The sequence below is a fragment of the Rhodococcus sp. P4_F3_2 genome, assembly GCF_056401335.1.
The window spans coordinates 16,404-43,246 of sequence record NZ_JBFUJN010000032.1 but is presented as its reverse complement, the minus strand read 5'-3'; the positions used below and the strand labels follow the sequence as shown (position 1 = coordinate 43,246).

27 protein-coding genes are annotated in these 26,843 nt (G+C 61.1%); 19 read left to right on the top strand and 8 right to left on the bottom strand.

What is annotated here, in order from left to right; genetic code table 11:
* Positions 1 to 268: 268 nt before the first annotated feature.
* Positions 269 to 799 (bottom strand): helix-turn-helix domain-containing protein, encoded by a 531-nt coding sequence (locus AC1DWA_RS26760; RefSeq protein WP_477917288.1) that lies wholly within the window; start codon positions 797 to 799, stop codon positions 269 to 271.
* 498 nt (positions 800 to 1,297) lie between these two features.
* Positions 1,298 to 1,648, bottom strand: coding sequence for a hypothetical protein (locus AC1DWA_RS26755; protein WP_054781411.1), 351 nt, complete (start codon positions 1,646 to 1,648; stop codon positions 1,298 to 1,300).
* A 78-nt stretch (positions 1,649 to 1,726) separates the two neighbouring features.
* Between AC1DWA_RS26755 and AC1DWA_RS26750 the strand changes: the two genes are divergently transcribed.
* Positions 1,727 to 2,122 carry a DUF6188 family protein gene (locus AC1DWA_RS26750; protein ID WP_259120407.1) on the top strand — a complete coding sequence of 132 codons (396 nt, stop codon included), beginning with the start codon at positions 1,727 to 1,729 and terminating at the stop codon, positions 2,120 to 2,122.
* A 103-nt stretch (positions 2,123 to 2,225) separates the two neighbouring features.
* A complete protein-coding gene (locus AC1DWA_RS26745) occupies positions 2,226 to 2,540 on the top strand; it encodes a hypothetical protein (protein ID WP_054781409.1) in 315 nt (104 codons plus the stop codon).
* Positions 2,541 to 3,089: 549 nt separating this feature from the next.
* Here the strand turns inward: AC1DWA_RS26745 and AC1DWA_RS26740 are convergent.
* Positions 3,090 to 3,446 (bottom strand): histone-like nucleoid-structuring protein Lsr2, encoded by a 357-nt coding sequence (locus tag AC1DWA_RS26740; protein WP_283568325.1) that lies wholly within the window; start codon positions 3,444 to 3,446, stop codon positions 3,090 to 3,092.
* Positions 3,447 to 3,678: 232 nt separating this feature from the next.
* On the opposite strand from AC1DWA_RS26740, the gene AC1DWA_RS26735 reads away from it, so the two are divergent.
* The 10 genes from AC1DWA_RS26735 to AC1DWA_RS26690 all read left to right on the top strand — a co-directional run bounded on the left by AC1DWA_RS26735 (position 3,679) and on the right by AC1DWA_RS26690 (position 10,756).
* The gene (locus AC1DWA_RS26735; RefSeq protein WP_477917285.1) at positions 3,679 to 4,386 is read left to right on the top strand and encodes a hypothetical protein; all 708 of its coding nucleotides are present in this window, start codon (positions 3,679 to 3,681) and stop codon (positions 4,384 to 4,386) included.
* Positions 4,341 to 5,015, top strand: coding sequence for a hypothetical protein (locus AC1DWA_RS26730; protein WP_477917283.1), 675 nt, complete (start codon positions 4,341 to 4,343; stop codon positions 5,013 to 5,015). Before AC1DWA_RS26735 ends, AC1DWA_RS26730 begins: the two co-directional genes overlap by 46 nt.
* Before the next feature lie 281 nt (positions 5,016 to 5,296).
* Positions 5,297 to 5,551: a hypothetical protein gene (locus tag AC1DWA_RS26725; RefSeq protein WP_477917281.1), complete on the top strand. Its 255-nt coding sequence runs from the start codon at positions 5,297 to 5,299 to the stop codon at positions 5,549 to 5,551.
* Positions 5,552 to 5,575: 24 nt separating this feature from the next.
* Positions 5,576 to 5,743 carry a hypothetical protein gene (locus AC1DWA_RS26720; RefSeq protein WP_259120135.1) on the top strand — a complete coding sequence of 56 codons (168 nt, stop codon included), beginning with the start codon at positions 5,576 to 5,578 and terminating at the stop codon, positions 5,741 to 5,743.
* Between the two features lie 555 nt (positions 5,744 to 6,298).
* Positions 6,299 to 6,847 (top strand): hypothetical protein, encoded by a 549-nt coding sequence (locus AC1DWA_RS26715; RefSeq protein WP_477917278.1) that lies wholly within the window; start codon positions 6,299 to 6,301, stop codon positions 6,845 to 6,847.
* Between the two features lie 114 nt (positions 6,848 to 6,961).
* A complete protein-coding gene (locus AC1DWA_RS26710) occupies positions 6,962 to 7,207 on the top strand; it encodes a DUF2283 domain-containing protein (RefSeq protein ID WP_283568330.1) in 246 nt (81 codons plus the stop codon).
* A gap of 851 nt (positions 7,208 to 8,058) precedes the next feature.
* On the top strand, positions 8,059 to 8,694 hold the full coding sequence (locus AC1DWA_RS26705; protein ID WP_477917276.1) for a hypothetical protein: 636 nt from the start codon (positions 8,059 to 8,061) through the stop codon (positions 8,692 to 8,694).
* Positions 8,695 to 8,774: 80 nt separating this feature from the next.
* On the top strand, positions 8,775 to 9,704 hold the full coding sequence (locus AC1DWA_RS26700) for a C39 family peptidase (protein ID WP_069147216.1): 930 nt from the start codon (positions 8,775 to 8,777) through the stop codon (positions 9,702 to 9,704).
* A gap of 50 nt (positions 9,705 to 9,754) precedes the next feature.
* Positions 9,755 to 10,090 carry a hypothetical protein gene (locus AC1DWA_RS26695; protein WP_477917274.1) on the top strand — a complete coding sequence of 112 codons (336 nt, stop codon included), beginning with the start codon at positions 9,755 to 9,757 and terminating at the stop codon, positions 10,088 to 10,090.
* Positions 10,091 to 10,231: 141 nt separating this feature from the next.
* Positions 10,232 to 10,756, top strand: a complete 525-nt coding sequence (locus tag AC1DWA_RS26690; protein ID WP_054781401.1) for a sigma-70 family RNA polymerase sigma factor — start codon at positions 10,232 to 10,234, stop codon at positions 10,754 to 10,756.
* Positions 10,757 to 11,300: 544 nt separating this feature from the next.
* Here AC1DWA_RS26690 and AC1DWA_RS26685 read toward each other — a convergent pair.
* A complete protein-coding gene (locus tag AC1DWA_RS26685; RefSeq protein WP_054781400.1) occupies positions 11,301 to 12,560 on the bottom strand; it encodes a DUF7373 family lipoprotein in 1,260 nt (419 codons plus the stop codon).
* 148 nt (positions 12,561 to 12,708) lie between these two features.
* Positions 12,709 to 12,900 carry a hypothetical protein gene (locus AC1DWA_RS26680; RefSeq protein WP_477917271.1) on the bottom strand — a complete coding sequence of 64 codons (192 nt, stop codon included), beginning with the start codon at positions 12,898 to 12,900 and terminating at the stop codon, positions 12,709 to 12,711.
* A gap of 355 nt (positions 12,901 to 13,255) precedes the next feature.
* Here AC1DWA_RS26680 and AC1DWA_RS26675 point away from each other — a divergent pair, with 355 nt between their 5' ends.
* The 6 genes from AC1DWA_RS26675 (at position 13,256) to AC1DWA_RS26650 (ending at position 21,667) form a co-directional block, all read left to right on the top strand.
* Positions 13,256 to 15,130 carry a dynamin family protein gene (locus AC1DWA_RS26675; protein ID WP_477917269.1) on the top strand — a complete coding sequence of 625 codons (1,875 nt, stop codon included), beginning with the start codon at positions 13,256 to 13,258 and terminating at the stop codon, positions 15,128 to 15,130.
* Positions 15,127 to 15,609, top strand: coding sequence for a hypothetical protein (locus tag AC1DWA_RS26670; protein WP_477917267.1), 483 nt, complete (start codon positions 15,127 to 15,129; stop codon positions 15,607 to 15,609). The genes AC1DWA_RS26675 and AC1DWA_RS26670 overlap by 4 nt, the downstream gene beginning before the upstream one ends.
* Positions 15,606 to 17,051 (top strand): GTPase, encoded by a 1,446-nt coding sequence (locus AC1DWA_RS26665; RefSeq protein WP_446696654.1) that lies wholly within the window; start codon positions 15,606 to 15,608, stop codon positions 17,049 to 17,051. The genes AC1DWA_RS26670 and AC1DWA_RS26665 overlap by 4 nt, the downstream gene beginning before the upstream one ends.
* Positions 17,048 to 18,811, top strand: a complete 1,764-nt coding sequence (locus tag AC1DWA_RS26660) for an Hsp70 family protein (protein WP_477917264.1) — start codon at positions 17,048 to 17,050, stop codon at positions 18,809 to 18,811. Before AC1DWA_RS26665 ends, AC1DWA_RS26660 begins: the two co-directional genes overlap by 4 nt.
* 67 nt (positions 18,812 to 18,878) lie before the next feature.
* Positions 18,879 to 20,663 (top strand): Hsp70 family protein, encoded by a 1,785-nt coding sequence (locus AC1DWA_RS26655; RefSeq protein WP_477917262.1) that lies wholly within the window; start codon positions 18,879 to 18,881, stop codon positions 20,661 to 20,663.
* A gap of 419 nt (positions 20,664 to 21,082) precedes the next feature.
* Complete coding sequence (locus tag AC1DWA_RS26650) at positions 21,083 to 21,667, top strand: Lsr2 dimerization domain-containing protein (protein WP_477917260.1); 585 nt, start codon at positions 21,083 to 21,085, stop codon at positions 21,665 to 21,667.
* 531 nt (positions 21,668 to 22,198) lie between these two features.
* Here AC1DWA_RS26650 and AC1DWA_RS26645 read toward each other — a convergent pair.
* Positions 22,199 to 22,978 carry a hypothetical protein gene (locus AC1DWA_RS26645; protein ID WP_477917258.1) on the bottom strand — a complete coding sequence of 260 codons (780 nt, stop codon included), beginning with the start codon at positions 22,976 to 22,978 and terminating at the stop codon, positions 22,199 to 22,201.
* A 1,345-nt stretch (positions 22,979 to 24,323) separates the two neighbouring features.
* The gene (locus AC1DWA_RS26640; protein ID WP_477917256.1) at positions 24,324 to 24,506 is read right to left on the bottom strand and encodes a hypothetical protein; all 183 of its coding nucleotides are present in this window, start codon (positions 24,504 to 24,506) and stop codon (positions 24,324 to 24,326) included.
* A gap of 1,097 nt (positions 24,507 to 25,603) precedes the next feature.
* On the opposite strand from AC1DWA_RS26640, the gene AC1DWA_RS26635 reads away from it, so the two are divergent.
* Positions 25,604 to 25,870: a hypothetical protein gene (locus AC1DWA_RS26635; protein ID WP_477917254.1), complete on the top strand. Its 267-nt coding sequence runs from the start codon at positions 25,604 to 25,606 to the stop codon at positions 25,868 to 25,870.
* A 503-nt stretch (positions 25,871 to 26,373) separates the two neighbouring features.
* On the opposite strand, the gene AC1DWA_RS26630 is transcribed toward AC1DWA_RS26635, so the two are convergent.
* Positions 26,374 to 26,508 carry a hypothetical protein gene (locus tag AC1DWA_RS26630; RefSeq protein WP_256065141.1) on the bottom strand — a complete coding sequence of 45 codons (135 nt, stop codon included), beginning with the start codon at positions 26,506 to 26,508 and terminating at the stop codon, positions 26,374 to 26,376.
* Positions 26,509 to 26,843: the final 335 nt, after the last annotated feature.

Below are 26,843 nucleotides of genomic sequence, written 5' to 3'. Positions count from 1 at the left end.
GTGAGTCGAAATCCCCGCAACCAGAGCGATTGCGGAAACTTAACTGAACGTCTGACCGGGACGCTACAACACCGCCTGCATGCCCGACTAGCCTCCAATGCCCGAATCCATCCGCCGAAAGTCGTACTCGAAGTTACGGAAACATTTCCGGAACACTCGGACCAGGCGGTTTGTTCACCTGCGCTGCGTGACGGGACTCACGATCACGAATTGGTGACGACTCAAACAACATTCAGTGACGTTCCGGCAACCGGCCCGCGGAACAGGCTTACGAGTGCCTGATCTGCGGCTGCGACGCGGAATGGCGAGACCGAAGGGCCGCTTCTACCAACCGTACATAGGACGGTGAATCCGCAGGAACCCCCAGGCGGCCCTCGGAGAGGCGGAGCTTGGCCAGATCCGCCAGCAACTCCAGCGACGGCGCGGAGTGACCGTTCGCTGCCGGCAGCAGAGCTTTGTGCACCGTGTCGTCGAGGCGCTCGACAATCTCGGCATCCTCGACGTGAACATCACCGCCCGCGACAGAGGTGGTGAAAAAGTAGCCACGCGAGACACCGAAGAATGCCGCGAGCGCAGTCACGACCTCGTCGGACGGGCTCACGCGGTGCCCGTGACGTAGCTGAGGGACGTACGGCTTCGCGATCCGGCAACCGTGGTCGAGAAGGCTGCGCACAACTGCGGCGTTGGTGAGATTCGGGCCCGCATCGGCGAAAAGTTCATTCAGACGAGCGCGGAAAACACTCCCACTCGCCATCTGCCCCACGGTCACCAAGACCTTCTCCTCATCCACAGGCGTCATATCCGCACCCTATGGGAGAAACACCAGAAACCTCGCAGGTCGATGATCACGGCGGCACCGAACGCTGATCAGCATCGCTCCTCGCCGTATTCGATGCTCATTCCTCGCCTCGTCGCGCTACCCCGGATCCACAAGGAGGGCTGGAGGTTTCGCTCCCCCAATTTTTAGGGCTACTTCCGGTTCTACTCCGTCAACCTCGCCCGCAATTCTCTTGACAGAAATGCCGGCTCCACGCTTCAAGCGTGTCCATGCCGCTGACGTCGACATCCGGGTTGAGGGTCCGGCGCCCTTGTCGGCACCATCTCCGTACGAAGGTGAGATCGCCATTGTGGGCGCCTCCAGAACGTCGGCCGCCGCCAAGAGAGCCTGGTGTAGTCGGTGGGCCCTGACGCTCGCAGTCCCCCAAGCGAGCTGTTGTTTCGCCGCTCATGCGGCCGCGTGCCACAGCAACACGGCATCGACCTGCGAAGGCTGAACTTCAGTCTCTCCCGTCGGGACTCAGGCGAATCGTTCGAGGGTCTGCGGGTCGTAGAGGCGGTAGCCGAGTGAGTGCATCGCGCCGATGATCTCGTTTGCATGCTCTCCTCGGAATTTGTAGCCGATGAACTCGACCAACTGCTCACCGATGGATACGTCGTAGGCCGGCGTTCCTTCGGGGTCAGACCCGGGCGGGCGCAGGAACTGCCCGTCCCACGTCCAGCCTGGGAGATCCTCCGCAAACAACCGCAAGACACGGTCGCGGTCCACCATGTCGACGCTGTCGACGTGTTGCTCGTCGTTCAGACGCGTGTAGACGCTGCCGGGGTCGAGATCATCGCCTCCGGCCCAGAACGCCAGGTTGTAGCTCATGGCGCCTAAGTATGCCTGCCGCTGACCGTCGGGGCGGTGTTGCCGAGAGTGCCGTCATATCCTTCTGACGTGAACGCGATGAATCTTCCAGGTGCCGGACAGCGGGTTGTCCGCACCGAGGTCGGTCACGCCCTACAGTTCGAAACTGACGCGCACGTTCGATACTTCGTCGAGGAGAACCCCGTCCTGACCCTTCCTGACGACACCGAAGTCACCATCAGCCTTCCGGCACCTGCATCCGGAACAGACATCGCAGCGGAACTGACCGGCGCGACAATCGAACTCAGCACCTGCACCGCAGACGGATCACTCGTCGTACTGTTCGACACCGGGACCGTACTGTCGGTGCCACCGTCGCCGGATTTCGAAAGTTGGAACGTCTCCGCGCCCGGGAACGTGCTCGTCGTCTCGACACCTGGCGGCACGATCGCAGCGTGGAACTGGCCCAGCACCGACGGACATGGCTATCCATGAATACCGGGACCGACGCCCGAGCACTACTCCCGAGACCACAAATTTGTCGCACACTTCATCCCCGCCGGAAGCTTCCTGACCGTCAATCGCGAGGACAAGACTCATGACTTCGGACAACCCGCACGATCCTTCACCCGAATCACCAGATCTTCACACTCTGATCCTCGAGGTAGCCGACGACTACGATCACGGCCGAACTTCCCTGCACGCCTTGGTAACCGTCTACGAATCGATCGTCGACAAGTACGAGCACGAACAACACGATCGCCACGAAGACCTACGCTGGGCATGGGGGCAGATCGAAATCATGAACGCTCTACGACACGATGACCCGAGCCGCGCACCGCAAGACGAGGCCGAAGTGTGCGAAACCATCGATGGGTTCGTGACCACATTCCAGTCGCTGCATTCCGCCTGAGCCGTCGCCGATGTTGCTGGCGATCAGCAGGTTCGATAGACCGCAGGTACCTCGATGATCCGCAAGATTCAAGCCACAGACGGTGTCTGGCTCAACGAGGAGTGACCTATGGACTGCCGTCGACGATGCTTCCGTTGCCGGGCCTACTCGCCTGCAAGGGAACTCGGGGAATGATCTGCACTGACAGTTGCGGGTGCAGCCTGCAGAATGAGCGCAAGACGTCGACGGTGGACCGACTGGATTGTGTATGCGCGCACTCCGCAGGCTGCTTGCGGAACTGTACCCGGAGATGACTGCGTCTAATCTCTGCTGTTCGCAGTGGCAGTCGGCGGCCGAGCGCAGACGGCGATGCTTTTCGACGTCCTTCGACCGCAGAAAATGAGTAATGCGTGGGTGTTTTCTGTTGGAAGAACCCGCAGTTCGCAACAGCTGACGGCCGGTGGCGGAATCCACGCCGGGTTAGGAAGATGCGGGTGTGCGGGAAACGCTTCCCCTCACACCCGCTTTCGTATCAGTGTTGAATGTCGTGTCGTCTCAAACGGATCGAATTCAGTGCGCGGCGTCGAAGGCGTCGAGGATCTCCGATTTGACCCGTCCCCGCGGTGCCACGTCGTAGCCGTTCTTGACTGCCCAGTCCCGCACTGCCTGCAACTGCTCTTTCGAGCGACCTGAACCGGTATCCTTCGCCGTCACATCAGCTTTACTGCCGCGGCGTGCTTTTCCGACTTTCTCGGCGACCTTCACGAAAGGCTCGAGGGCGGCGTTGAACTTGTCGACGTTCGTCGGCCGCAGATCGATCAGGTAGTCCGACCCCTGATACGAGAATTGGATGCGTTCGCCGAATCCGTCGTCGATCGGCTTACCGTCGAGATCGTCGATAAGTTGGCGAATCACTCTCTCAGCCATGCAACATCGTCTCCAATTCGATAGGAATCTCTCCAATGACCGGGTAACCCTAGCAACCCTTGTGTCGGCACCGAGACGACCTCGAGACACCGAGAGTTACCCCTGCCCCGCCCCGACAGCACCGCCTGGCCAGGCCGGGAGGCAATGGTGCTTTACTCGACTGATGGGCTGGTCGGTGCGGAGATGGTTTCAACGGAGACAGCGGCCGGTAGTACCACAGGGGTCGGGGCAGGTGCAGGTCGAGGCGCCTGAGGTTCCCGCCGCGCGCACACAGTTCTACGAGCGTCAAGCCGTAGCGTGGTTGCAGGCGGAAGCCGAGTTCAATTCCCGCACATGGCCTTTCCTGATTGTGAGCGATGTGTCGCAGTGGGCGTGTACCTGGCTCCCAGCCGGCCTTGTAGACGCCTCGCCAGCGGAACTGGAAGCCGCGTACGTACGCGGCGAGATCCCATATATTCCGTTTGCTCCATCTGTTGAGCTTGCCGAGGTGGTGATCGCACAAGCAGTCGAGGACGGCATCGTGCTTCTCCCCACACCGGGACGACTGACGAGCACCTACGTGCATCGAGACCCCACCACCGAGATGGAGACTGCCAGGGGCTACGGACTGAAAGTCGCGGACAGCGCAGTGCTGGAGATCCGCTCTGCCGCCGGCGTGATCTGCGAAGGGGAACTGGGCAGTTCGGAGGGTTCCCCGCTGCACGGCGCGGCCGCGATCGAGCGAATAGTCCACCAAGTCATCAACACTTTCGCCCACGTGCGACCCTTCCTCCACTACGCCTGGGACAAGGACCACCAACCCCGCAGGCGGCCACGTCAGCAATGGGTGGCCGAGAAGCGTGCCGGTCAATGCCGAACAGCGACAGGTAACTCGACGTCGCAGATGGAGGAAATGTGGATCTGGAGCATGTTGCGAGATTTGTCGCCGCACCCGAGTTGATTGCACTCGACGACCTCACAATGCCGGACCGCCGACAGCTACCGGAGCACTGGCTGCACGCACTCGCCGGGGACCGTGCATGGCGCGTATCAGAAGTCTTGAAGCGGTGGAACCACTTCGGCCGACCGATCATGTCCGACACCTACACGACGATCACTGCCAGTCTCGCCGACGTCGCCTTGCTCAAATCGCGGGGTGAGTGGTTTCTCCTGTATCGGATGACAGTCGCCGACGGCGAAGACATGTATTACCTCGGTGGGCGGCCGGTCACCGAGAACGACGACGTCCCGGCAGTGTGGCACCACTTTCCGGCAAGCCTCGCACGGTTCTACACCCACCTTCACAACGGCTGGTACTACATCGCTGGGAAAACCGTCGGGCCTCTGCCACTGCGCGAGATGTTTCGCATCGACGCCTTCGAATGGGGAATCCTGGACGGTCTCTCCCCCGACGAGTACCCCGACTCCTCGCGCTGCGTCGCCACCTTCCGCTCCGGCGGCGGCGGATACCTCTGCCTGCACATCGACAGGGAGAACGTCAGAGGGGTGTGGTCGTCAGACGAGCCCCCGTACTTCGTTGACTACTCCACCTACCTCGACATCTGGACCAACGTCGGACTCGGCGCATGAAACCACACAACACCCCGCCCAATCTGGGGGCGCCCGACGGGTAACCATGACATAACCCTGACGGTGCTCACCTGACCTCGACGACCTACGCTGGCTGTCGCGTGCTGGAAAATTCTTGAAGAACAAGAACGCTTTCAGTCTTGTGTGATTTCACTCTCGAACTTCACAAAATAATTGCTGAATATTCACAAATGGGCGTTGACTGTCGGTAACGAAACCCCGCGGCCCCTCAACCGGCTGCACCGGGGCGATCGCCGACAGAAGGAGCCCGCACATGCCGCGTGAACCCCATGTCCGCGAAACAGCAGCCACTGCCGGCGGCGGAACGACAATCGGATCGAGTCGCCGTAGCGGAGCCCGGCAGCGCTGCGCCTCCATCACACTCCCCCGCGTCCTCTGAATCCCTCACGGGCACCGACGACATGGCCACCTCACATCCCGGTCGACTGCGCCGCTTCGCAGAACGCATCGCCGAAACAGTCGTGGACTTCGTCGCCGACGTCGTCGGCGGCGTCATCGGATCGTTGTTCTGTTGACAATGAACATGATTGGACTCTGCCGTGGCCGTGCCCCAACTTGTCCTGCTTACCGCCGCCGGCACCGGATTAGTCTCTTTGGCGCTGCAGGTGACGTCGCTGGCTTTCACGGGACGCCGGACGCTCACCGGCGCCGCCACCAGTACCGCAGTGCTCGCGCTCACGCTTCTGGCGCTCGGCTTACTGATCTGACCACCACGCGAGGGCGCCCAGCGACGCACCGTCTGTGACAAACAGTCGCGCCGCCGACGACTCCGTGATGCCGAGTCCTCCCCCGATCCCCCAGCGAATGGAGAAACAGCCGTGCTGATCATCGCCGGGACGGTGGCTCTGCTCATCTACCTCGTCCGCAAAGGCTCCCGCCAAACGTATCGTCCCTCGATCCCCGATCGGTGGCCCGACCTCCCACCCGCGCCTCTGGATCTACCGCACGTGGGTGATTCGCTCCCTCCCACTTCGCCTCCGAACCATGAGGCCCGTACGACGCCAGTGCCGGTGCCGGACTTCGTCGCAGCCAGGATCCGGGAAGGATCCTTCGAAAGAATTCGGTGCCCGAACTGCAATCAACGAGATTTGACGGTCGAGTGGATTCCCTTCGACGAACCCCTTTCCACTACGGGGGGCATCAATTACGAGCTGTGGTGTTCGGCCTGCATGTGGATAGCTCTGGTGCAGGGCCCATCGGATCCAGGCGCCCCACAGGCCGAAGAAACGGCCCTACAGAACCGCAACAGTGAGGACTCACCCATGGGTACCGGGGGCACGCCCAGCGAAAGGACTTCCCTCTCTTTGGGAAGTGGGGCGTTCCAGGTCTACGACGAGTCGATCTCGGATCGGCTTTCTGACTTGCTATCCCATTACTTCGATCACCCTCGTATGTACTGCTTCGCCCAGGACTGGCGTGGCATCCAGTTCTTCATCCTCGACCGGCTGACTCAGAACAAACCTGAAACTATGGTTTACATTTACGATCCCGCCCGAGGCATCGCAGAGGAACTGCTACCGTACGGGCTTCTTCTGCTGAGAATCGCAGATGGAACCATCTTGAACGGCTGCGCACTGGACCGATTTGCCTTCTGGCTGCAGCGGGCCGGTTTGTCCAGCTTGGACGTCGGACAATGCATCACGCCGCGCGTCTTCGTGTTCTTGGGCGGGAACGAAGAGGACTACGACACCGATCCGCGATCCGCCCTGCCCTACGTGTATTCATCCTTGAAGATGAAAAAGAAGCTGAGAGACAGTGAACTCAAAGACGGGGACATTCTCACCGAGGAATTCTTCAACGGTCCCAACTGATTTGGATGAAACCGCGCTCGACGCGGATATTTGCCGGAACTTCACGTGTTGAAGTCCTCCGCACGGCCACAGCGTCAAGTCACCCCACGCTCCACCCAGAACTATCCTCTCGACATGCATCTGACATTCGCAGCAACATACGACCCTGACGCCGACGCTTCATACATCTATGTGGCCTCCGACCAGGCGAACGGAGACGCGGTCCGCCAGCAGCACGTCCACTGCGACGGCTCTGACGGCCAGATCATCCTCGACTACGACAGAGACGGACGGCTCCTCGGTATCGAACTACTCGGAGCCTCGTCCCTCCTGCAGGCGTCCGCGCTCTCCCCGATCGAGCAACCGGAGACCGGTTCCTAGACCTCTCCATCGAAGATGTCGGGCCCACGTGGTCGAGGAAAGGGTCACGCACTTTGCGCACCGGCTTGGGTACACCATGGAATATTCTTCGCAGGATGAAGTCAGGATGACGCTCGAAGCACCTGTCCAAGAAATTGATCCGACGGGACCGGTCTCCCCGCGGGGTGCCCGGGGTGAGGTGGATAGCGCGAATCGACATAGCAACGCCCGATCGACCTCGACAAGCAGCGAGGGTCATACGAACGCTTAGGTGGGCGCGGACGCGCATGTTTGCATTCGCACTGCTCTTTCACGGACGGAGCCCCAGGCGCCAACCTCGTCGAATTCGTTCAGTCGGGTTGACCACCCCCGCGCTGGGCGACCACCATCGAATCTCGACACCCCTGTGAAGCCGATACCAGCGCCCCGATGCCGACGTTCGTCGACACCGCTTGCACCCCATTTCGAATACGAGAACTTCCTGCACTCCGGCCCCTGCGCCCCGGATTCTGCACACCCGGGCCTCCACCGTGAGGAACCGCATCGCGGCGGTCTTCCGTCCCACGGCAACTCATCGTCCGGGGCGCCGAAACCATCGACGCCCATCGGTTTCCTCAGCTGCACGGCACCGACTCCAGTGCCACGACCGCCGTCAGGTTGGTCACTTGGTCGCGCAAAGCGGCGCGAGTCCAATGACGCTGATCGCGCGAGCACATCCCCCGCCCGATGTTCAAAGCTGCACGTTTCAAGGTCAGTCACCCGGCAGGATCAACCAGTTTCATCTCGTCGGGAACATTCTGTGGCTGTGGTGCATCTGATTGTCGACACCAGCGAACGGTCGCTGCGTCACCACAGCGAAAGGGACTTCTGCGATGGCTACTCCGAACGACATCTCCATCAACCCTCAGGTCAACGGCAACCCTGAAGATGCCCAGTTCACCGGCACCGAGACGGCCACCCCATCCTCTGTTCCGACATCAGGTTCCGGCGCCGAAAACGGTTACGATTCGGCACGCGACCTCGACGGCGACGGCATCGTCGACACCATCGAGATCGATCTTGACGGTGACGGTGACGTCGATCAGATCACGCACGACCTCGACGGTGATGGTGTGGCGGATGTGGTGGAAACATCCACTGCGGGTGATGGACATTTCGATGTGATCGATATCGACAGCAACGGCGACGGTTACGCCGACATCACCCAGATCGACGTCGACAACGACGGCCGCATCGACGGGGTCGTCCTCGATACCAACTTCGACGGTCTCGCAGACGAAGCGGACTTCGATTCCGATGGCGACGGCCGAGTAGACACCGTCATTGTGGACACCAACGGTGACGGAATTCTCGACTTCGCGGGCATCGACGTGGACGGCGACGGCTATGCCGACGAGTTCGTCACTGATCCAGGGCAGACCGGTGAGTGGAATCCGGTCCCCGATTTCACTGATCCCGCCGAGACCCCTGACACGGCGCCACCAGCTCCCGACGCGATAGATCTCTGACTGAAGTCTGATTTCGGTTTCGCTGTTCTGCAGGGCAATTCGTTATTCGCACTTCGGTGCCGACATCTGATGGGAAAGACATGGACGAGAATTTCGGCACCGACCTAGCCGACACCGATTACGCCGGCGACCCGACGCCGACGGATGACGGGGCCGATTTCCTCGGGGACAGTGCAGGGATCGACATGCCTGCGATGCCGACGATGTGGGACGACGCTCCGGACGCGGTACCAAGTCCGAATGCGATGCCAGCCATGCCTACGATGACTGTCCCCGAACTTGACATAGACATCGAACCATCGCCCGAGCCGACCCCGCCTCGTGACGATGCCTCACTTCCCGACCCGTCCGAGGCACCGGCGCCAGAGACCGACGAAACCCCAGCCCCTGACGACGGAACATACGGAACGCCCACCGCATGGACGGCGGATTGGTTTTACCAGGAGGTCGACGGATACTGCGGCCCGTCCTCTGTTGCTCAGATCGTTTCCGAATACACGGGCCTCGACATCAGCGACCCGCAGCAGCTCGTCGATCGTGCACTCGAGCTCGGTTTGTTCCCGAACGGTGATCCGTCGCAAGGGATGACGTCGAAGAGCATGGAAATCCTCATGGAGGACCAAGGGGTGCCGTGCCATCTCGAAAGCAGTTCGATCAGCGATCTGGAAGAGAAACTGTCCGACGGGTACGGGGTGGTCACGATGGTCGATTCCGGTGAGATCTGGTATCCCGGTGAGGAAACCGTCGAAGACGACACCCCGGATCATGCTCTCGTGGTCGCGGGCATCGACACCGAACGTGGCGTGGTCATCCTCTCCGACCCTGGCCATCCCGACGGCAACCAACTCGAGGTGCCCATCGACAGGTTCGAGGATGCGTGGTCCGACTCCGGGCACGAGATGCTCGTTGCCGATGCTCCGGATGCTGACCTCGCCGATTCCACCGTAGATCCGACCGTCGCTGCGTTGGCTCCGAGGCCGTGGGCGATCATTACCCTGACGCATCGATGACTCACCGCACGCACGCCGCGGCCGAATGATCAGAGAAAGTGAGATCTGCAATGTCCGGTGACGAAGGCAGTCTGTTCGACGAACTCGGCATTCCACGCGAGTCGTTGCTGCCGGAACCGCCCGAAGACGTGTGGTCCGCGGCCCTCGTGCATGCTCTCGACCCCGACAGCGCCCCTACCGACGACACACTCGCCCCTCCGATGGACGACACCGTGCGCCCCGGAAACGATGTTGACTACATCGGGACGTTCGACGACCACGACACCGTGAGCAGCGACAGCGGCGATGCTCACCCGGGCCTCGAGCACTTCGGAGACGTTGATGTCCCCGACGACAGCGACGACGAGGACATCAACGATGACATCGATCTCGGAGACGGCGTGTGACATCAGCGCCGCCCGCGGCGTCAGCCACCCAGGACGTCTCTCGCGCCGACTGAATCCTCACAAAAAGGACAGGTGATCGGCCGTGTCATGCCTCGGCAACCTGTGGCATATATTCTGACCGCTGACTAACCGAGGGGACCGATGGACGACACTGCGTTACTGCAGCTGTGCCGCGAAGGCGACAGCCGTGCCTTCGGTGAATTGGTCGGCAGACATCGCACCCACGCGTGGGCTGTATGCCTGCAGATCACCGGGAGCCATCACGACGCGGAGGACGCATTCCAGGACGCCATCACCGCGGCCTGGCAGAACCTGCACCGCTTCCGCGGAGATGCCAGATTCAGCACCTGGCTGCACCGCATCGCCGCGAACGCAGCCTTGGCAACAATTCGACGGCGTACCCCAGACCCGATTGCACCGGACGATCTCGTCGAACTGCACGACCCCGCCTCGCTGACTGCAGACCGCGTCGCCGACGTCGACGCGGTCCGTACAGCCCTTGCTGAGCTTCCGGAAGATTTCAGGGTCGCGATCGTGCTCCGCGAATTCGCTGAACTTTCCTATGCGGACATCGCCGAACACCAAGGTGTCGGCGTCCAGACAGTGAAAAGCCGCATCAACCGCGCCCGGAAACAACTCGTCACCGCGCTCGCGCCCACCCGCTGACCGCCATTTCGCCAAGGGGACTGTCCCTGCCCGAAGAATCCTCGCGCCCGGGTCGGATGTACCCGACTAGCTCGGAGTGAACGGCACCGCGACGATCGTCATGCCGATCTGTGTCCGGGCCGTTCGGGTGTTCTGGCTAGGAAGAACAAATGGGTCGACGGCATCGATGACTAATGAGGTTCCCTCTATCTTCGTTCACTGGATCAACCGTTGAACGCGAAGCCATTGCACTTTCGGCACACCACCGCATCGCTGCTGCCGCGAAATGTGAAGGACGATAAGTTCTTTTGCTGACACCCCCGCGTGCATCACCGTGTCCCTGAGGCAGCATCACGGCTCATCCGTAGCAGCTGTGACTGTGTCGATTGTTCTCGGCACCCATGGTGCCCGGCGGCAACGCAAACACCCCGAATAGTTGAAGCTGTGTCGTGGCGGAGGTCGGCTCGCATTCTTCACCCCCAGTGGGTCTGTGCCCCCGTCACCTCGAAACCAATATCCGGCGTACGCCTCCCAAGGTGTACGCCGGATACTGTTGCTGTAGATACTATTTCGCGGATTCGAGGATCTTGTACTGCGCGGTGGTCATCTGGTGGACCTTCGTCTCGTCGTCGAGAGCACTGATTTCACCTAGGTACCGTCCTTGGTGGACGATGCAGTAGTTGTACGTTCCTTGCGGACTGTCCTTGGTGAAGCAGGCCGCGTTCGGGACACCGGGTGGGTTGGCGGATGGAGTGAATCCTTCGGAGTCGACGATGTCTCCTTTGAACAAATCGAACAGTGTCGCTGCGCCGTCAGCGCTTTCGGACCGATAGACATTGCTTCCCGAACGTGCCATCAACGTCGTGTCGGATTTGTCCATGAAGTCCAGCGTCAGTGTCGGATTGGTCGAGAAGTGCGCCGACCCACGGGGCCCGTAGACGGCGTCGGAGCTGGTAGTGCGGTTGCCGTCGTCCTCCGGGATCGTCAGCACCAACACGTTGTCGATGTCCATCGGCAGTTCGGCGAACTTGTCGGCTGCGGTCGCAGGGAACTTGTCGATCATCGGGCCCTGTTGTTCGAGGGCTTTCGCGGTGATCTGCGCCGTCCAGTCCTTCTCTGCGATCGGAGCGCTGGCCCAGGTGTAGATGATGTACTGCCCGTGCGGGGTGAACGAATTCGAGCTGAAGGTACCGTCGGAGCTCTCGCGAGTGGTGGTCAGTGTGTCAGGCAGGATGTCGATGCTCGTAGGTACCCCTCCGGGCAAATACTCGCTGGGAAGCGCGTCATCGGCGGACATATCTACCGCTGCCCGTTGCGCTGATTCTGCGTCCGGGAACCGGAATACAGCGTGCACGATGGACTTGTCCGCTTTCTTGTCCTCATAGGAGCGGGAAGTGGAGAACCCTGTCAACATGCCTTCGCGTTCGGCGATGTCCGGAGACTTCCCTGTCAGAAGAACGCTCAGTGCGGTGCCGGATTTGATGACATATGTCGACATCCCCACAGAGCCCGTCAGCAGCGGGTCGAGTTCGGTGGGGAGGACGACGAATTCGGCCATCCGCTGCCCTTCGACGTAGCGGCCGGAGTTGACGCTGGTCACGGTCCCGAAGCCAGCTTGCGGAGTGGTGCGGTACGTTCCGGGATCCATCTCCCCAGGTGCGGCGCCCTGGGCGGCGACGGTCGCGCTGCCCCCGCTCTCACTTTCGGCGTTGGCCTGGCCTTCGCTGGTGCTCGAGCATCCGGTCACCAACACGATTGCCGCTACGGTGGCTGCCAAGGGCGCAAAGGTTTTCGCGCGCATCTTTCCCTCTCTCAGAACTGTCATGTCCCCACTCATTTCCGCGTGATCGACCTGAACCGGTCGAACCGACCAGGTAAGGAACCTCGACAATCAGATGGGACAGCGGCGGGTTTTGTTCCCACTGCCCCGAAATTTGTTCATCTGCTTCGATGATGTCTCTCGTGGAGAGTGCTCATCCTTGCTGCTCGTCGACTGGCAGGCCGATATCGGTTTCCGCGGATCGTCCGAGGCGGGCGTTGTTGCGTTCGTCGAGCACTCGGTCGATCACAGATGTCGAGATGGGGAAATCCGGGCCTTCTGCGGTGCGGATATACGCTCGGATGTCAGTTAACATCGTCAGCTCTTCATCGACGCGATCAGTCATACGGGCAGTATGCAGCAGGGATCTCCCATCGGCGCCGTCGCGGAGGATGCATTCGAAAATAGGCCTTCTCAGCGTCTTTTGAGATCGAAGGTGAGGATCCGCGGCGCGGCTAGTGTGAACCGCGTTCATCGGGTGTTCGATCACTCGCCTTGGACGTGGCTGCTGAATTTCGTTCGGGTTTCGTGGGAACTTTCCGCGCGCTGTGCGCATCTGACTTTGTGAATGCACCGCACAAACTGTGCGCTCACCTCGGATAAGGTTTTGTCCGCGAGGCGGACGGCTCGCTTCCCCGAGTGGGCGGTTGGGCGACGACACGTCGTGCACCAGGTGGGAAGAGCAATGGAGGGGGCAGAAGGTGGCGGAGCCCGGCGAATCTGCCGTTGTCGCAGCGGACACGGGCAGCGACATAAGCAGCCAGACAGAATCCACCTTGGCCGGTGCGACGAAAATCCTGCGCACCTACGGCTTCACGGCGACAGCCGATGCCGCGGCTGCGAAAACTTCCGGCGGGCACGATCAGCGGACCGTGGTGGTGGTCGGCGAGGTCAATCGAGGTAAGAGTTCCCTGGTGAACGCTCTCGTCGGAGTTCGGGGCGTCTCGCCGGTCGATGTCGACGTCACTACGTCTGCAACGATCTCGCTGGTGCCCGCTGGTGCTGAATATCCGCCAGGTTCGGCGGATCTGGTGTTCCCCGGCGCGGTGCGCCGCATCGGATTCGACGAGGTCGCGGACTGGGTCAGCGCCGCGGGCCGCCATGTCGCCGACACGCAGGGCGAGGTGCTCCCGACCCGGGCGATCGTGCCCGTTTCCTCCCCTCATCTGCAAGGTCTCGTCGTAGTCGACACCCCCGGATCCGGTGGACTCGATGCAGTCCGTGCGCAGCTGTCGGTGCAGTCGGCGCAGCAGGCCGGTGTCATCGTGGTCGTCTGCGATGCCACCTCCCCGCTGACCGCACCGGAGATGGAGTTCATTCGAACCTGCACTGCGACCGTGGAAGCGGTGATCGTGGTGGTGACGAAAACGGACAAGAATCTGCGTCGGTGGAAACCGATCGTGGAAGAAAACCGCCGCCTGCTTCGTACTCATCTGCGCCGCGCCATCCCCGTGGTCGGGGTCTCGAGTGTGCGCGCTCTCGCGGCCGCCGACATTGCAGATCCGGTACGCCGAGGCGCCGCCGAGGAGGCCTCCGGGATCACCGCTCTCCGCACCCTCATTCAGAGCTCACTAAATTCGGACCACCGCGCCCAGGTCGACGGCCTGCGGACCGCGCTCGAAGGGTTGCGGAAAGTGCACGCGAAGATCACCGCGGACATCGCCGTCACCGAAGAAGGCGCCGGAGCGCTACCGGAATTGGAGGCGCAGCGGGACCGGCTCACCGAGCTGAAAGCGCAGTCGACGCAGTGGGAGCAGTACCTCGGCCGAGACCTCGTCTTCGCCCGCCAAGCTGCCTTGACGAGCCTCGAGGAACAACTCGACGGCGTGAAATCGAAGTGGACAGACCGGATCAACTCCTCCGGAATGGAAGTACTGCGCAAGAATCCGCAGGTGTTCACCAGTGAGATCGAAGCGGATCTCCTCGCGGCGATGACCGCGGCGGTGCAGGTGTTCCTCGATCAGCTGCGGGGCATCGTGATGCCGCTCTTCGATTCCGAAACCGTATGGCAGAGCATCGAAGTCGATGTCATCGCCTCCATGCAATCCGACCCCCTCACGACCGGTCAGGTCGGTAGCAAGAAGCAAGGCCTACTCGACCCGAGTGTGCTGACAATGGGCATGATCGGTACCTCGATGCTCGGCGCTCTGATCGGAGTCGGGGCGATCGCCGGCGTCGTGTGGGTCGGGGTGAACCTCGGTTACAAAGCGATGCGAGCAGGAAAGACGAACCTGCTGACATGGCTGCGAGAGACCGTGGCGACCGCGAAAGTCAGTACTTCGCGGATGCTCGAGGGGGCGTTGGCGCTCTCGCGGCCAGAAATTGTGATCCGCTACCGCGAGCACCTGCGCACCAGCATCGACGAGGTGCAGCAACAGATGACCGACGCGAAGGAAGCTGCGCGTCTGGACGGCGCGACGCGTGATGCGACGCTCAAGCGCCTCAACAACAACTTGCGAGTGGTGACGGCGCGATCCTCGGAAGTGGAGAACCTCATCACCCGACTGTCCACGCCCACATCAGCATCCGCACCGGCCACAGCGGTGTCCGACTCGGAGAAGGCGACGATTTCATGAACTCAACGCTCGCATTCGTCTTGATTGTGCTGGTGGGTGCCGGAGGCGTCGCCGCCGGCTGGATGCTGCGCACCGCCCGAACACCCGCCACCGCCAACCATGACAACGGCGCCGGGTACGGCCCACTTGTTGTCACCGCGCCCGCACCTGCTGCGGTCCCACACGGGATTCCGATAGATGCGGATCGGCGCCTGGTCAACTCTCTGATCGGTATCCACGACCTCGACGGCGGCATCTCCGCCCGTGAACGGATCCGCGAAGACCTCGCGCAGGTCAACGTCCACATGCTCGACGCCGCCCCTGGTGCCCTCTTCGACTCTGCGCACCACAAGGCAGTCTCCGGCGCGGTCGCGGCCACCCCGGAGCAGGTCGGCACCGTCGCTGCCCTGGTCCGGCCCGGCTGGGTCGGCCCCGCTGGGATCATCCGGTTCGCCGAAGTCGCTGTCTACATCGCGCCGACGGACCCGATGCCCGTATGAGTACGTCGTACCCGCCGAATCCCGCGCAGTTCGACCGGCAACAAGCGGTCCGCACTGCTCTCGACCGCGGCCTGCACTCCCTCGCCGGACTCGGTGGGGATCTCGTCGATCACGCCAACCGCATCGGTGCGATCTTGTGGTCGCCGCCGCGGGTGGTGATCGTCGGCCGCCTCAAGGCAGGTAAATCAACACTGGTCAACGCCCTGATCGGGGCGCCGGTCGCTGAAACCGCAGCACTGGAAGCAACCAACGTCGTTACCGTCTACCAAGCGGGGGCACCCTCACGTGCCGAACTCGTCGACCTCGACGGTGACCGCCGCCCGATCCCACTCACAGCCGGTACCTCCGTAAGCCTCGATGCCGATGCTGCGGACATCGCCTACGTGCACCGGCACCTGCCCACACAGGCACTGGCCAACCTGACCCTCGTCGATACTCCCGGGCTCGCGACACTGACCGTGGAGAACGAAAACCGCACCAGGGCCGCGTTGATCGACGGGTTCGCCCAAACCCGCGCCGCGTCCGTCGACGCAGACGGTGCCGTATTCCTCTTCGACAGCGCCCCGCGAGCCGACGAGATCGAATTCCTGCGCCAACTCGGATTCACCCCACTCAACACCCTCGGCGTGCTCTCCCGCGCAGACAGTTTCGGCGAAGGCGCACTGGGGCAACGTAACCCGATCGAACACGCACACGCTCACTCTCAGAAGCTCGCGCAGCGCCTGGCGCAGTCGGTGGCCACCGTGGTGCCGGTCGCGGGCCTTCTGGCAGAGAGCAGCCACACCGGGCAGGTCACCGAAGCCGACGCAATCGCCCTGCACACCCTCGCATCGATGAACACCTTGGAGTTGATGGACCTCCTCGAATCGGAAACCCCCGAACGGCTCGGGCCAGTGATGCGCGATCGCCTACTCGATCTCCTCGGCGAATACGGCGTCCTCGGCGCCCGCACCGTCGCGGGGCAGGGCGCGCACGCGGTGAATCAATGGCTCACCGAACATTCCGGGATCACGCAAGTGAAGTACCTACTCGAGAGTGCACTACAGGATTTCGCGGCGCTGCACCGCGCCGATCGGATCCTCACCGAACTCGACCTCCTCGCCGTCAATCACCCTGCCCGCGAGCACATCCGCACCATCACCGACTGGGTGCGCAACGATCCGGCGATGCACCCTGTGCTGCTGTATCGAGCACTGCGCGGGATGCTGCTCGCTGACCCGCACGCGCCCGTCGTCAACGAACTGACGCGACTACTCTCCGGCCGGACCGACGCCGAACGGCTCGGTGTGCACCCCGAGACCAGCCCCGGGCAGCTTGCCCACTACGCCGGGGAACGATTGGTTCACGTTCAGCGGCAGGCGATTTCCACGCGCACCGCCGCAGAGGACGCAGCTTTGGCGGAACTGGTTCGCACGTACACGAGCATGCGGAGGCAGGCATGACCCCACCACACGACAACCCACCCCCGGCGCCAGGGTGGGTTCTGGCAGTCGACTTCGGAACCTCCAATACTGCTGCCGCGCACACCGGAATCCGCTCCGGAGCACCGGAAACTCTGCCCCTGACGCACCAGGGCAACCTGATGAGCTCGGCCGTATTCGTGGAATCGCCGACCGCAATCGACGTCGGCGACGTCGCCCTGAACCGGGCCGAAACGAACCCAGCAGCGTTCATCCCCTCCCCCAAACGCGTCGTCGGACAAGGCACGGTGCACGTCAACGGCTACGACATCCCCGCCTCGTTGCCCGTCGCGGCAGTGCTGCGGTTCGCCCTCGATCGAGCGACCGGAGTACACCGCGGCCAACCACCGGCCAGGCTGGTCTTGACTCACCCAGAAGGATGGGCGCCGCGCGAAATCGAGGTTCTCCGCGAGGCGGCCGCAGCCCTGGGATACCAGAACGACTCGGTGGCAACGGTGCCCGAGCCGCGTGCGGCCGCCCACTTCTACACCCGCACCGAACACCTCGCGCCAGGCGCGAAGATCGCGGTCTTCGACTTCGGCGGTGGAACCCTGGATGTCGCCGTCCTCACCGCCACCAGCGCCGACACGTTCGAGGTCATTGCTGCGCGCGGTGACAACAGCCTCGGCGGAAAGAATCTCGATGCGCTCGTGCGCCGTTGGGTCGATATTCAACTGCAGGACGAGAACCCCGAGCTGCTGCACTTTCTGCGGACCGCCGCACCGGCACACATCCTGCGGACCCTCGACGACTCCATCCGCCGCGCCAAAGAACTCCTCTCCTCCACCGAGTCCGCGACGATCTCCGTAGTGGACAGCCGGCACGACCGCCGCGAAACCCTCACCCTGACCCGCGCCGAGTTCGAATCGATCATCGCTCCGGAAATCGAGCGCGCAGCCGCCTTGACCCATGCCGCTCTGGTGGACGCAGGGTTGACCGGACCACAAGGGTTGACGGCGCTGTACCTGACCGGCGGATCATCCCGGATCCCACTGGTGCAGAACCGGATCGCTGCACTCGGTCCGATCGCAACTCTCGACGATCCGAAAACAGTGGTTGTTCAAGGTGCACTAATCGCCACCACACGATCGTCTGCTGCACCGACCGGCCCTTTCCCATCGACCACTTCCGCCGGTGCAGGTGAGCAGTCGCCCACACGAGCGCCGTTTTTCCGGGAATCCGCCCGTACCGGCAGCGTTCCCACGCACAATCCGCACAGCTCGCAGACCTCGCCATTAGAGCCCGCGGTAACCCCCGCGTCGCAGTCGTCGAAGTCCCGCTCACGCGGTGTCCTCATCGGTGCCGGAGTACTCGTCGCACTCTGCGCTGTCGGAGCAGCGGTATGGCTGTCGACCTCGTCGAACAACGACACCACCACGCACAACGCCTCGCCCATCCGCACGGTGAACACCGCGCCCGGCACCGCTGACGACATCACAGCGGTCCAGGACCGGACCACCGAATACCTCACCGCCGTCAGTGCCGGGGACAAAGCCAAAGTCGAATCCATGCGTTGCGCCGGCTACGTCACCGTGACAACGACCCCCGACGACACCCCCGCAACGGGCACTGTGACGATCACGGTCAAGGAATTCATCTCCTCGAACGTCGTCGGCGACAACGCCTCCGTCCGTCTGCGGATCATCACAGAAAAAAATGGCACCACCGACGAAGGCGTTGTCCTGGTCGAATACGTCCGCGAAGACGGCCAGTGGATGTTCTGTTCCGTCACCGACCAATAACGCCCACACCACAAGCCAAGACTGACCGCAGCGCGGCACAGAAGAAATCACAGGAAAGAGACACAACATGTCGGGTTGGATGCTGAGCGTCGACTTCGGAACATCGAATACCGCCGCCGCGCACACCGGTGTTGTCACCGGAGCAGTGGAAACCCTCTCTCTGACCCACCAAGGCAACCTGATGAGTTCGGCCGTATTCGTGGAATCACCAGCGACCATCGATGTCGGCGACGTCGCCCTGAACCGGGCCGAAACGAACCCAGCGGCATTCATCCCCTCCCCCAAACGCGTCGTCGGACAAGGCATGGTCCACGTCAACGGCTACGACATCCCCGCCTCGTTGCCTGTTGCTGCTGTCCTGCACACCGTGATCGGGCGCGCCACCGCCGCCCACCGCGACCAAGCGCCCTCCCATCTGGTCCTGACCCATCCCGAGGGTTGGTCACCACGCGAAGTCGGAGTGCTGCTCGACGCTGCAGCCAGGGTCGGCTACGGATCCGGACACGTCAGTACCGTCTCCGAACCCCGGGCCGCCGCGCACTACTACTCACGCACCGAAACCATGCCCGCAGGCACGAAGATCGCAGTGTTCGACTTCGGCGGCGGCACCCTCGACATCGCCGTCCTCACTGCAACAGATGCCAATTCGTTCGACATCATCGCCGCCCGCGGCGACAACAGCCTCGGCGGAAAGAACCTCGACGCGGTACTACGAGGGTGGGTCGATCACATGCTCAATGACCGCAATCCCGACCTGCTGCACTTCATCCGCACCTCCGCGCCCTTGCACGTCACCCGAAGTCTCGACGACTCCATCCAACGAGCCAAGGAACTGCTCTCCTCGAGCCCGTCAGCAACGATCACGGTCAACGGAAACGGACATCAGGAAACACTGTCCATCACCCGCCCGGAATTCGAATCCCTCATCGCCGCAGCCGTCGACCGTGCAGTCGCGCTGACGCGACAAACACTCACCGATGCGAGCATCACTCATCCGAGTCAACTCTCGGCCCTGTACCTGACTGGTGGTTCGTCGCGGATCCCGCTGGTCCATCAACGACTCGCGGCCCTCGGGCCGATCGCGACACTCGACGACCCGAAAACAGTTGTCGCCCAAGGCGCACTCATCGGTGCCGGGGTTCAACGTGATTACGCCAACCCGCGGATCGCCACTCCTGGCAGCGTGGCAAGCCCGAACGCCCACCCCACCCCTGGGCAGATGCAACCCGCCTTCACTCCGAACGCCACCGCTCAAAGCCCTCACACCTCGAACCCGTCCAACTCCAAGAAACTCAAATACCTTGCAGCCGCCGGCGCTCTCGTCGTCATCGGAGCAATCGTGGCAGCCGTGATCGTTCTGCGCCCGTCACCGGGCAACCCGAACGTGGACAACCCAGCCGCCGCCGCCAGCACAACCGCAACGACCACCACTGCCGGACCGGTAACCGACGCCGACACCGTCAAAGCCGCCCTCCCCACAGCCTTGAGCAGTGCCTCCGAAAACTGCAGGCAATCCACCTTCACCACCGACGGCGCCCTCGTGATCAGCTGCGATATCAAAAAATCCAACCAACTCGCCAAAAGCTTCTCCGAATACGGCAATCGCTTCACAGCCAGCCTCGACCTGAAACAAGCAAAGAAAACCCTACTCGGATACCGCGAATACGACTACGGGAACTACACCCTCGTCGAAAACGACTCCCGCACAGCAGGAGTCAACATCAGCGACGGCTCCTCCGGGCAGGTGTCAGGAAGCTACGTCAACATGGAAACCGGCCTCACAGTCGATGTCTACGGCATGACCGACGCCGATGCCGTCACCACCTTCTTCCGAACGACAGGACTTCTGTAATCGTGAGGATCAAATCTATTGGGCGGCCGTCACGAGTGCACGACTAACTGATGAGCGTCCGACACCGAGTATTGAAGCTATGGTATCGAGGCTGTTGCCTTGCTCGCACAATGCACGCGCAAACTCTGTGCGTTCCGGTGTCATGACAGTCGACCGGCCGCCGTCCGACCCTGCCGGCGTGCGGCTTCGAGGCCGGCACAGGTTAGTTCGACGATCATGCGGGGTTCCATTTAGGCGAGCGCGACCACGGAAGAGGAATCACACAGGACGTCCGTGGCAGCGCCGAGGACCATTCCGATAACACTGTCCGCATTCACCTTCTTGAATCTCTCCCTCGCCCGTCGACGAAAAGCACCGACCCACGGATCGCCCCCCACGCGAGGCACTCGCCGAGCACGTCGACCAGTCCAGCTTCGATCGTGACGGTGCGACCGTCATCGTCTGTACCGCGGCGATCACCCGCTGGCTCCGCGCACCTGACTTCTGAAATACGACTAGGAGACACTTGCCGTGAAGTCCTAGACCCGGTGGGCGTCCACGCTAAAGTTGACGAATATGCTGAGGATCAAATAGAAAACTCGGGGGATTGCGTCTTGGTGGAGAGACTGATTCTACAGTGTGTCGACGATCTCGACGGGAGGCCTGTCGCCGATGAGGTCAACGAGAGAATTGAATTCTCCTTCCGCGGAACGGATTACGTGATCGACCTGAGACCAGCCAATGCGGAAAAGTTGAAAGCTGTTCTCCGGCAATACATCGCTTGTGCACAACGAATCGACACCAGGGCTGTCGATGCAGAATCCCGAGGTGTCGAAAAGCCCCTCGATTTCGGACATACCGAGCAGCAACTGCAGGCCGTACTCAGCTGGGCAAAGATACATAACTATGCAGTGTCCCCGTCTGGAGGGATCACGAAGCAGATCATTCAGGCGTTCAATGCCGCGCACCGACGATCTTCGTTCGACGATAGAATCGTAAGTGGAGCAACACAGGCACCCAGGTAGGCGCGGCCGCATCTCCGATGCAGGTCAACAGCATTCTCCAGGCGCCACTGCCATCTTGCTCGGTTTCATCGAAGAGCGCATATCGGGGAACGGTCAACGAAAGATACTGCGCTATCTGCAAACACTTGGACGGCGCACTGTCACTGAATTTTGGTTTGCGTTCAGGCTCTTCACATCCATCTGGCGGGACCGATTAACCCCGCCCTTACCTGGCCTGACTCTGAGTCGCACCGTCGGCTCCGGAGACTTTGATGTGCCCGAGGTCCACGATGTAAGTGGCGCCGAGCGCGGGACCGAGATCGAGGGAGCGCCTCGACTTAGTGACTAAAGGGTCACCGGCCCCGGTAACACGCCCGTCAAAGAGAATCGACGGGCACAAGACCGCACTTCAATACTGAAGTCGCCGAAAGAACGAAGGCTGCCCCACGCCCGAACAGGCGTGGGGCAACTTCTCACCGAGCACTGCGACGTTGCATGTTCAGCGCACGCTGGAGGTCACATCGACACGGCGCGCGGCACCAGTGCCGGCAATCATGGGTGCAGGTTGGCCGCTCCGCCGTTCGGCGTCAGAACGGAACCGATATTCGCGTCGGTTCGCGGGTTGACATCCGTTGCCGAGCACATCGTCGGGGCGTACTGAGTTCCGAACAAAGTCGCCTTCGACAAGAACGTCATGTAATTCTTCGGGTTTGCGTACTTCCCGGCATCACCGTCGGTGTTGATGTAAACCGCCGGGTTGGAGGAGGTCGTGACAACTTGGACCGAAGGCAGCGTGAAGGTGGCGCCGGCAAGCGCGGTCAAACCGGCATCAGAGGTATTCGAGCCGCCCGGACTCGCACCCGCAATCGTTGTTCCGACTCCGCCATTGAGGGAAAGGTAGGACCCTGTAGCGTCGGCAGCACCACTTGCGTTCACTCGAGTGACCACCGGAGTGCCACTGAATCCACTGCCCGTCCCGGAGACGATAGACGCTGAGGTGAAGGTTGCCGGATCGATCTTGAATACGAGGTTCAATCGATTCAGATTGATGACGGTGGCACCGCCACCACTGGTCGGAACAGTTTGCGAGCCTGGCTGAATCGTGTAGGTGCCCGGTGTCGACGACGAGTGCGCAACCGATATGGAGTGAGCCTGAAGCGGCTGGTGAACATTGCCGGCAATGAGTGAATTAGGGTCACCCATGCAGGCGTTGTTGTAATTCGTCGTCACGTTGTGGGCCGACGCCGGCATCGTGGCCGCAAACACCAACCCTAATGCTGCCGCAGAGATCGCAGCAGTCGTTCCGGCACGCCGAGCGAGAGATACAGTCATTGTGAACCTTTTCTTTCGTTGAGAAACGATTGACGTTCAACAAGATGAAATGTCGCAACAGATTTCGAATCGCGGCATCATCGCAAAGAAAAACTCCTCCTCCCTATTCGTAGACAGAACGAACTCGGTACAGCGCCATTCCGGGAGTCGCTTCCCGGAGCAAGACAGGTTCGAATACCGTTGCAGGACAGCCCGAGAGTAGATTTCAGCTCAGTGAGTCCACACATGGTCGGCGGTAGAAGATCGATGTAGGGGTAAGCCTTCGCAGCGATGCAGAAGAATCGCATCCTGCGTCCAGTGCCGGCGAGAATTCTCGCATCCCGAATCCCTAGAACAGGTACCAGTTTTCTCACTTTACCGACAAAGTCAAGGAAAGGCGAAAAGTTCATACTTTAGACGCAGCACAAGGGCCCTTCGCCTCCACTGGAAGTCGGAGAACCGGTCGAGCGGTCGAACAGAATTGGCAGACACGTAACTGAATTGGCTCCACGGGAGATCGATTCACTCCGCGCTCCTGTTGCCACGTGACCATTGACGGGATCGTGCGAACTCAACCTGGCCACCCCGGCCATCCCCTAGTACTTTTGGGCGATAGTTTACGAATTTCGCCCGATATGACCGAAATCGGATACTCTTCTGCCACAAGCAATCCAAGCGACACGGAGATTCGGATGTGGCACGAATTGACTACCAACCGCAGGGGGACCGACCGGGAGGTTAACCGTTGAACCTGCGATACGTCGCCTTCGCGCGTGCCGACCCGCACTACTGGGACCGCGCCAGAACAGCGGCTCGACCTCATTCCTGCACAACGAGCACTTCATCCCGACAGGTCAGTGGATTGATCGCTCTGGCGACGCGGTCCCCAAGGTGGACCGTGTGACCACCCGTCGCTGGTGGTGCCGAATGAGGGGGCCAAGTCCGCGGAACGAATTCTACTAGTGAATACGCAGGACGTGAACTGGACACCGCGATCGGCGTGCACAATCCCCCGGGGAGGCGGTTTCCGATTCTTGATCGCCACATTCCAAGGCACTCAATACCAGTGTCGAGCCTTGGCAGGTATCGATCGAGGGGCCAGCGGCCTTCCGGCTGAACATGTCAACTACCGCGCCGCAGTACAATTTTTTCCGGGTAAGATGTTCGGCAATTCCCTTAACCCACAACTCATTTGGCGCGACACGGTGAAACTGCTGGTGCACGAGATCCTCCGCCGTCGCGACGCCCTTCAACCGTTGGTCTTCGCCGGACCAGGCAGGCCGGCGACGCCGAGTCTCATGAGTTCGCCGACGAGGTTTTCACTCACCACGATGTCCCTACCGCGCGTGAGCTCCGCATGCACAGATCAAGACCCGTAGGGCTGTCGCGAGGCTGTGTGGAGTTCTCCGATCCGCCCATCCGCCACTGCCAGCGTATCCGTGGCGGATGGCATCGGCTGGATCTTGTAGACGCAATAATCCAGGTTGCTGACACCAAAAGCCGGCAACAGCCCTTCACGGGTCCCGGCGTCGACGAGCATGTCGAACATCGGGTGAATTCTTCTGGGGTCGAGCAGTTCTCCCCGAACAGCGCCGCGGCAGTGCGGAGGATTTCGACTTCGATTTCGAGTAGTCGGATGCGCTTATCCGCTTTTGTCAGCTGCGCAGATTCTGTTCTGGTGATGCCTGGTCGTTCGCCCCGGTCGACTTGATCTTGGCGAACCCACGTGTGGAGCGCGGCGGCGCTGATGCCGAGTTCTTATGCGGTGGTGGTGATCGGTTTGCCAGCTCGGACAAGGGTTGCGGTCCGGAGTCGGAACTCCGGCGGATACGGTCGTGGCATGAATCGATGCCTTTGAGCGAGGCTCGATCTGCACTCCGACATGGATAAGAACCCTTGTACAGATCAAGATGCCGACACTAGACCTGATGATTGCGTCGAGCTGCATCTAACTCGAAGGTCAACTGACCGAACCGTGTCCTTGTTTGGATCTGTCGGCGGTCGTTGCTGGCCGTTCATGGCTTTCCGCGGCAACGTGCGTCGAGCCGGGGTCCTCCTCGATTTTCACGTCGTCGCAGTCATCGATCGTCTCGGGTGACTGCTGGACGCTTCACCGCAGCGACAACAGTCACGGGTTACAAGGCTCTGCTGCATTGGTTTTCGTCGATTGCTTTGGTGACCCGGATCGGAGTCGAAGACACCGGTTCGTATGGCGTCGCCGTGACCGTGCTTCTGCGCAGCCAGGGCTTCGAGGTGGTCGAAGTGAACCAACCCAATCGGCAGATACCCCGTTTGCGAGGCAAGGCCGATTCGATCCATTGGGAGGCGACGGCGAGGTCCGTACTTTCTGTAACCGCGAGTGCTTTCGCGAAGTCACACGGCAGGACAATCGAAACGAGCTGGCCGCTTCGCAGCAGTTTGTCTGGATTGCGTTGATACTCTACGGCACCAACTAATTCGCTACGCAATGTCACCGTCAGCGCTCCTCGCGAACTACGTGATCAGTTCGAATCAATGACAACCTGAGCCTTGTTGCACCACTGCTCGACGGTGCGAGTCGGATAGGGCGCACCTACCGCCCCTCTGGAGGCGGCCAAATCGACGTTACGGTTTCTGCCCCATCGGCTGATCACTCAGGGTGAAGAAATGAACCGGCTTCGAAGCGAACTCACCGATCTCGTGGCCGAGTCAACTGCACTGCTCGCCGCACCGGTCGGCGTCAACAGCGCATCCACACTGCTCGTCACCACAGGCGACAATCCCGAAAGACTACGCAGTGAAGCATCGTTCGCTGCCCTGTGCGGATCCCTCCGATCGAGGCGTCCGCAGGAAAGCACACTCGCCACCGCGCAACCGCGGCGGAGATCGTCATGCCAACAATGTGCTCTGGCGGATCGCGATCATCCACACTAGTAGCGACATGCGATAGCGCACCTACGTCGCACGTCGACCAGTGGAAAGGAAATCGCCGCCGAAGATCCACCGATGCCTCAAACATCACACTGCCCGTGAGATCTACATGTTGCTCGTCGATCCGCCGACAGCTTCGAGCATCGACGGTCTTCGGCCGCTCCGAATCTTCATCACAACAGAAAATGCGGGTCGACTCGTCACCTATCGACGAGTCGACCCGCATATCAGGTTATTCCGCGCTGAACGAGGGAATCATCATGCTTCCCATTACCGCCAAGCCGCTGACATCTCGAAGCGAACCCAGAGCATTACTCAAGAAGGAAAAAAGCATTAGATACTCACCTCCTTAATCCGCGAGTAGTCGGATCGGAAGGTCATTCCTTCACCCATCCGTCACTCGACAATGCAGTCAACATCTCGAAGAAGCTGACGTGGATCGCTGACAGTGACCCGGTGAAAAGACCGAAAACATCTTCCAAGGAACCCATTTTCACCCTCCTAAATTATTTGAACGGATTGAACGGGACGTCGAGACCGAAGTCCACAGAGAGCGCAACAGGCATCGTGATGATGGACTTGAAAGCAGTCAGCATCATGGGCAAGAGTGCCGAAACCGAACCCAGATCAGATGAATTCATCTCGCATCCTCCTATTCGCTCGAGATTCCAGTGAGCCCGTCGATGACGACCCCACCGGCATCGATTGACCCGTAGGCGAAATTCAGAATCGCCTGCAAGAACGGAACTAACATTTCCCACTCCTTCGCAACGGACAGTCGCATGTCGCCGGTAAGAATTTCCGTCACCCGAAGGACGGGATCTAGGGCCGAGCGATCACGATGTGAAAGTAACCGTAGACAGTGTTTTAGAACTCGTGCCAGTTTTCGTGATTTATCTCAATTGTTCCGACTTAAGTCGTAGTTTCGGCATCTCAACAAGGGGTGCGTTAGTACTTAAGTTCCACAGAAAACGCT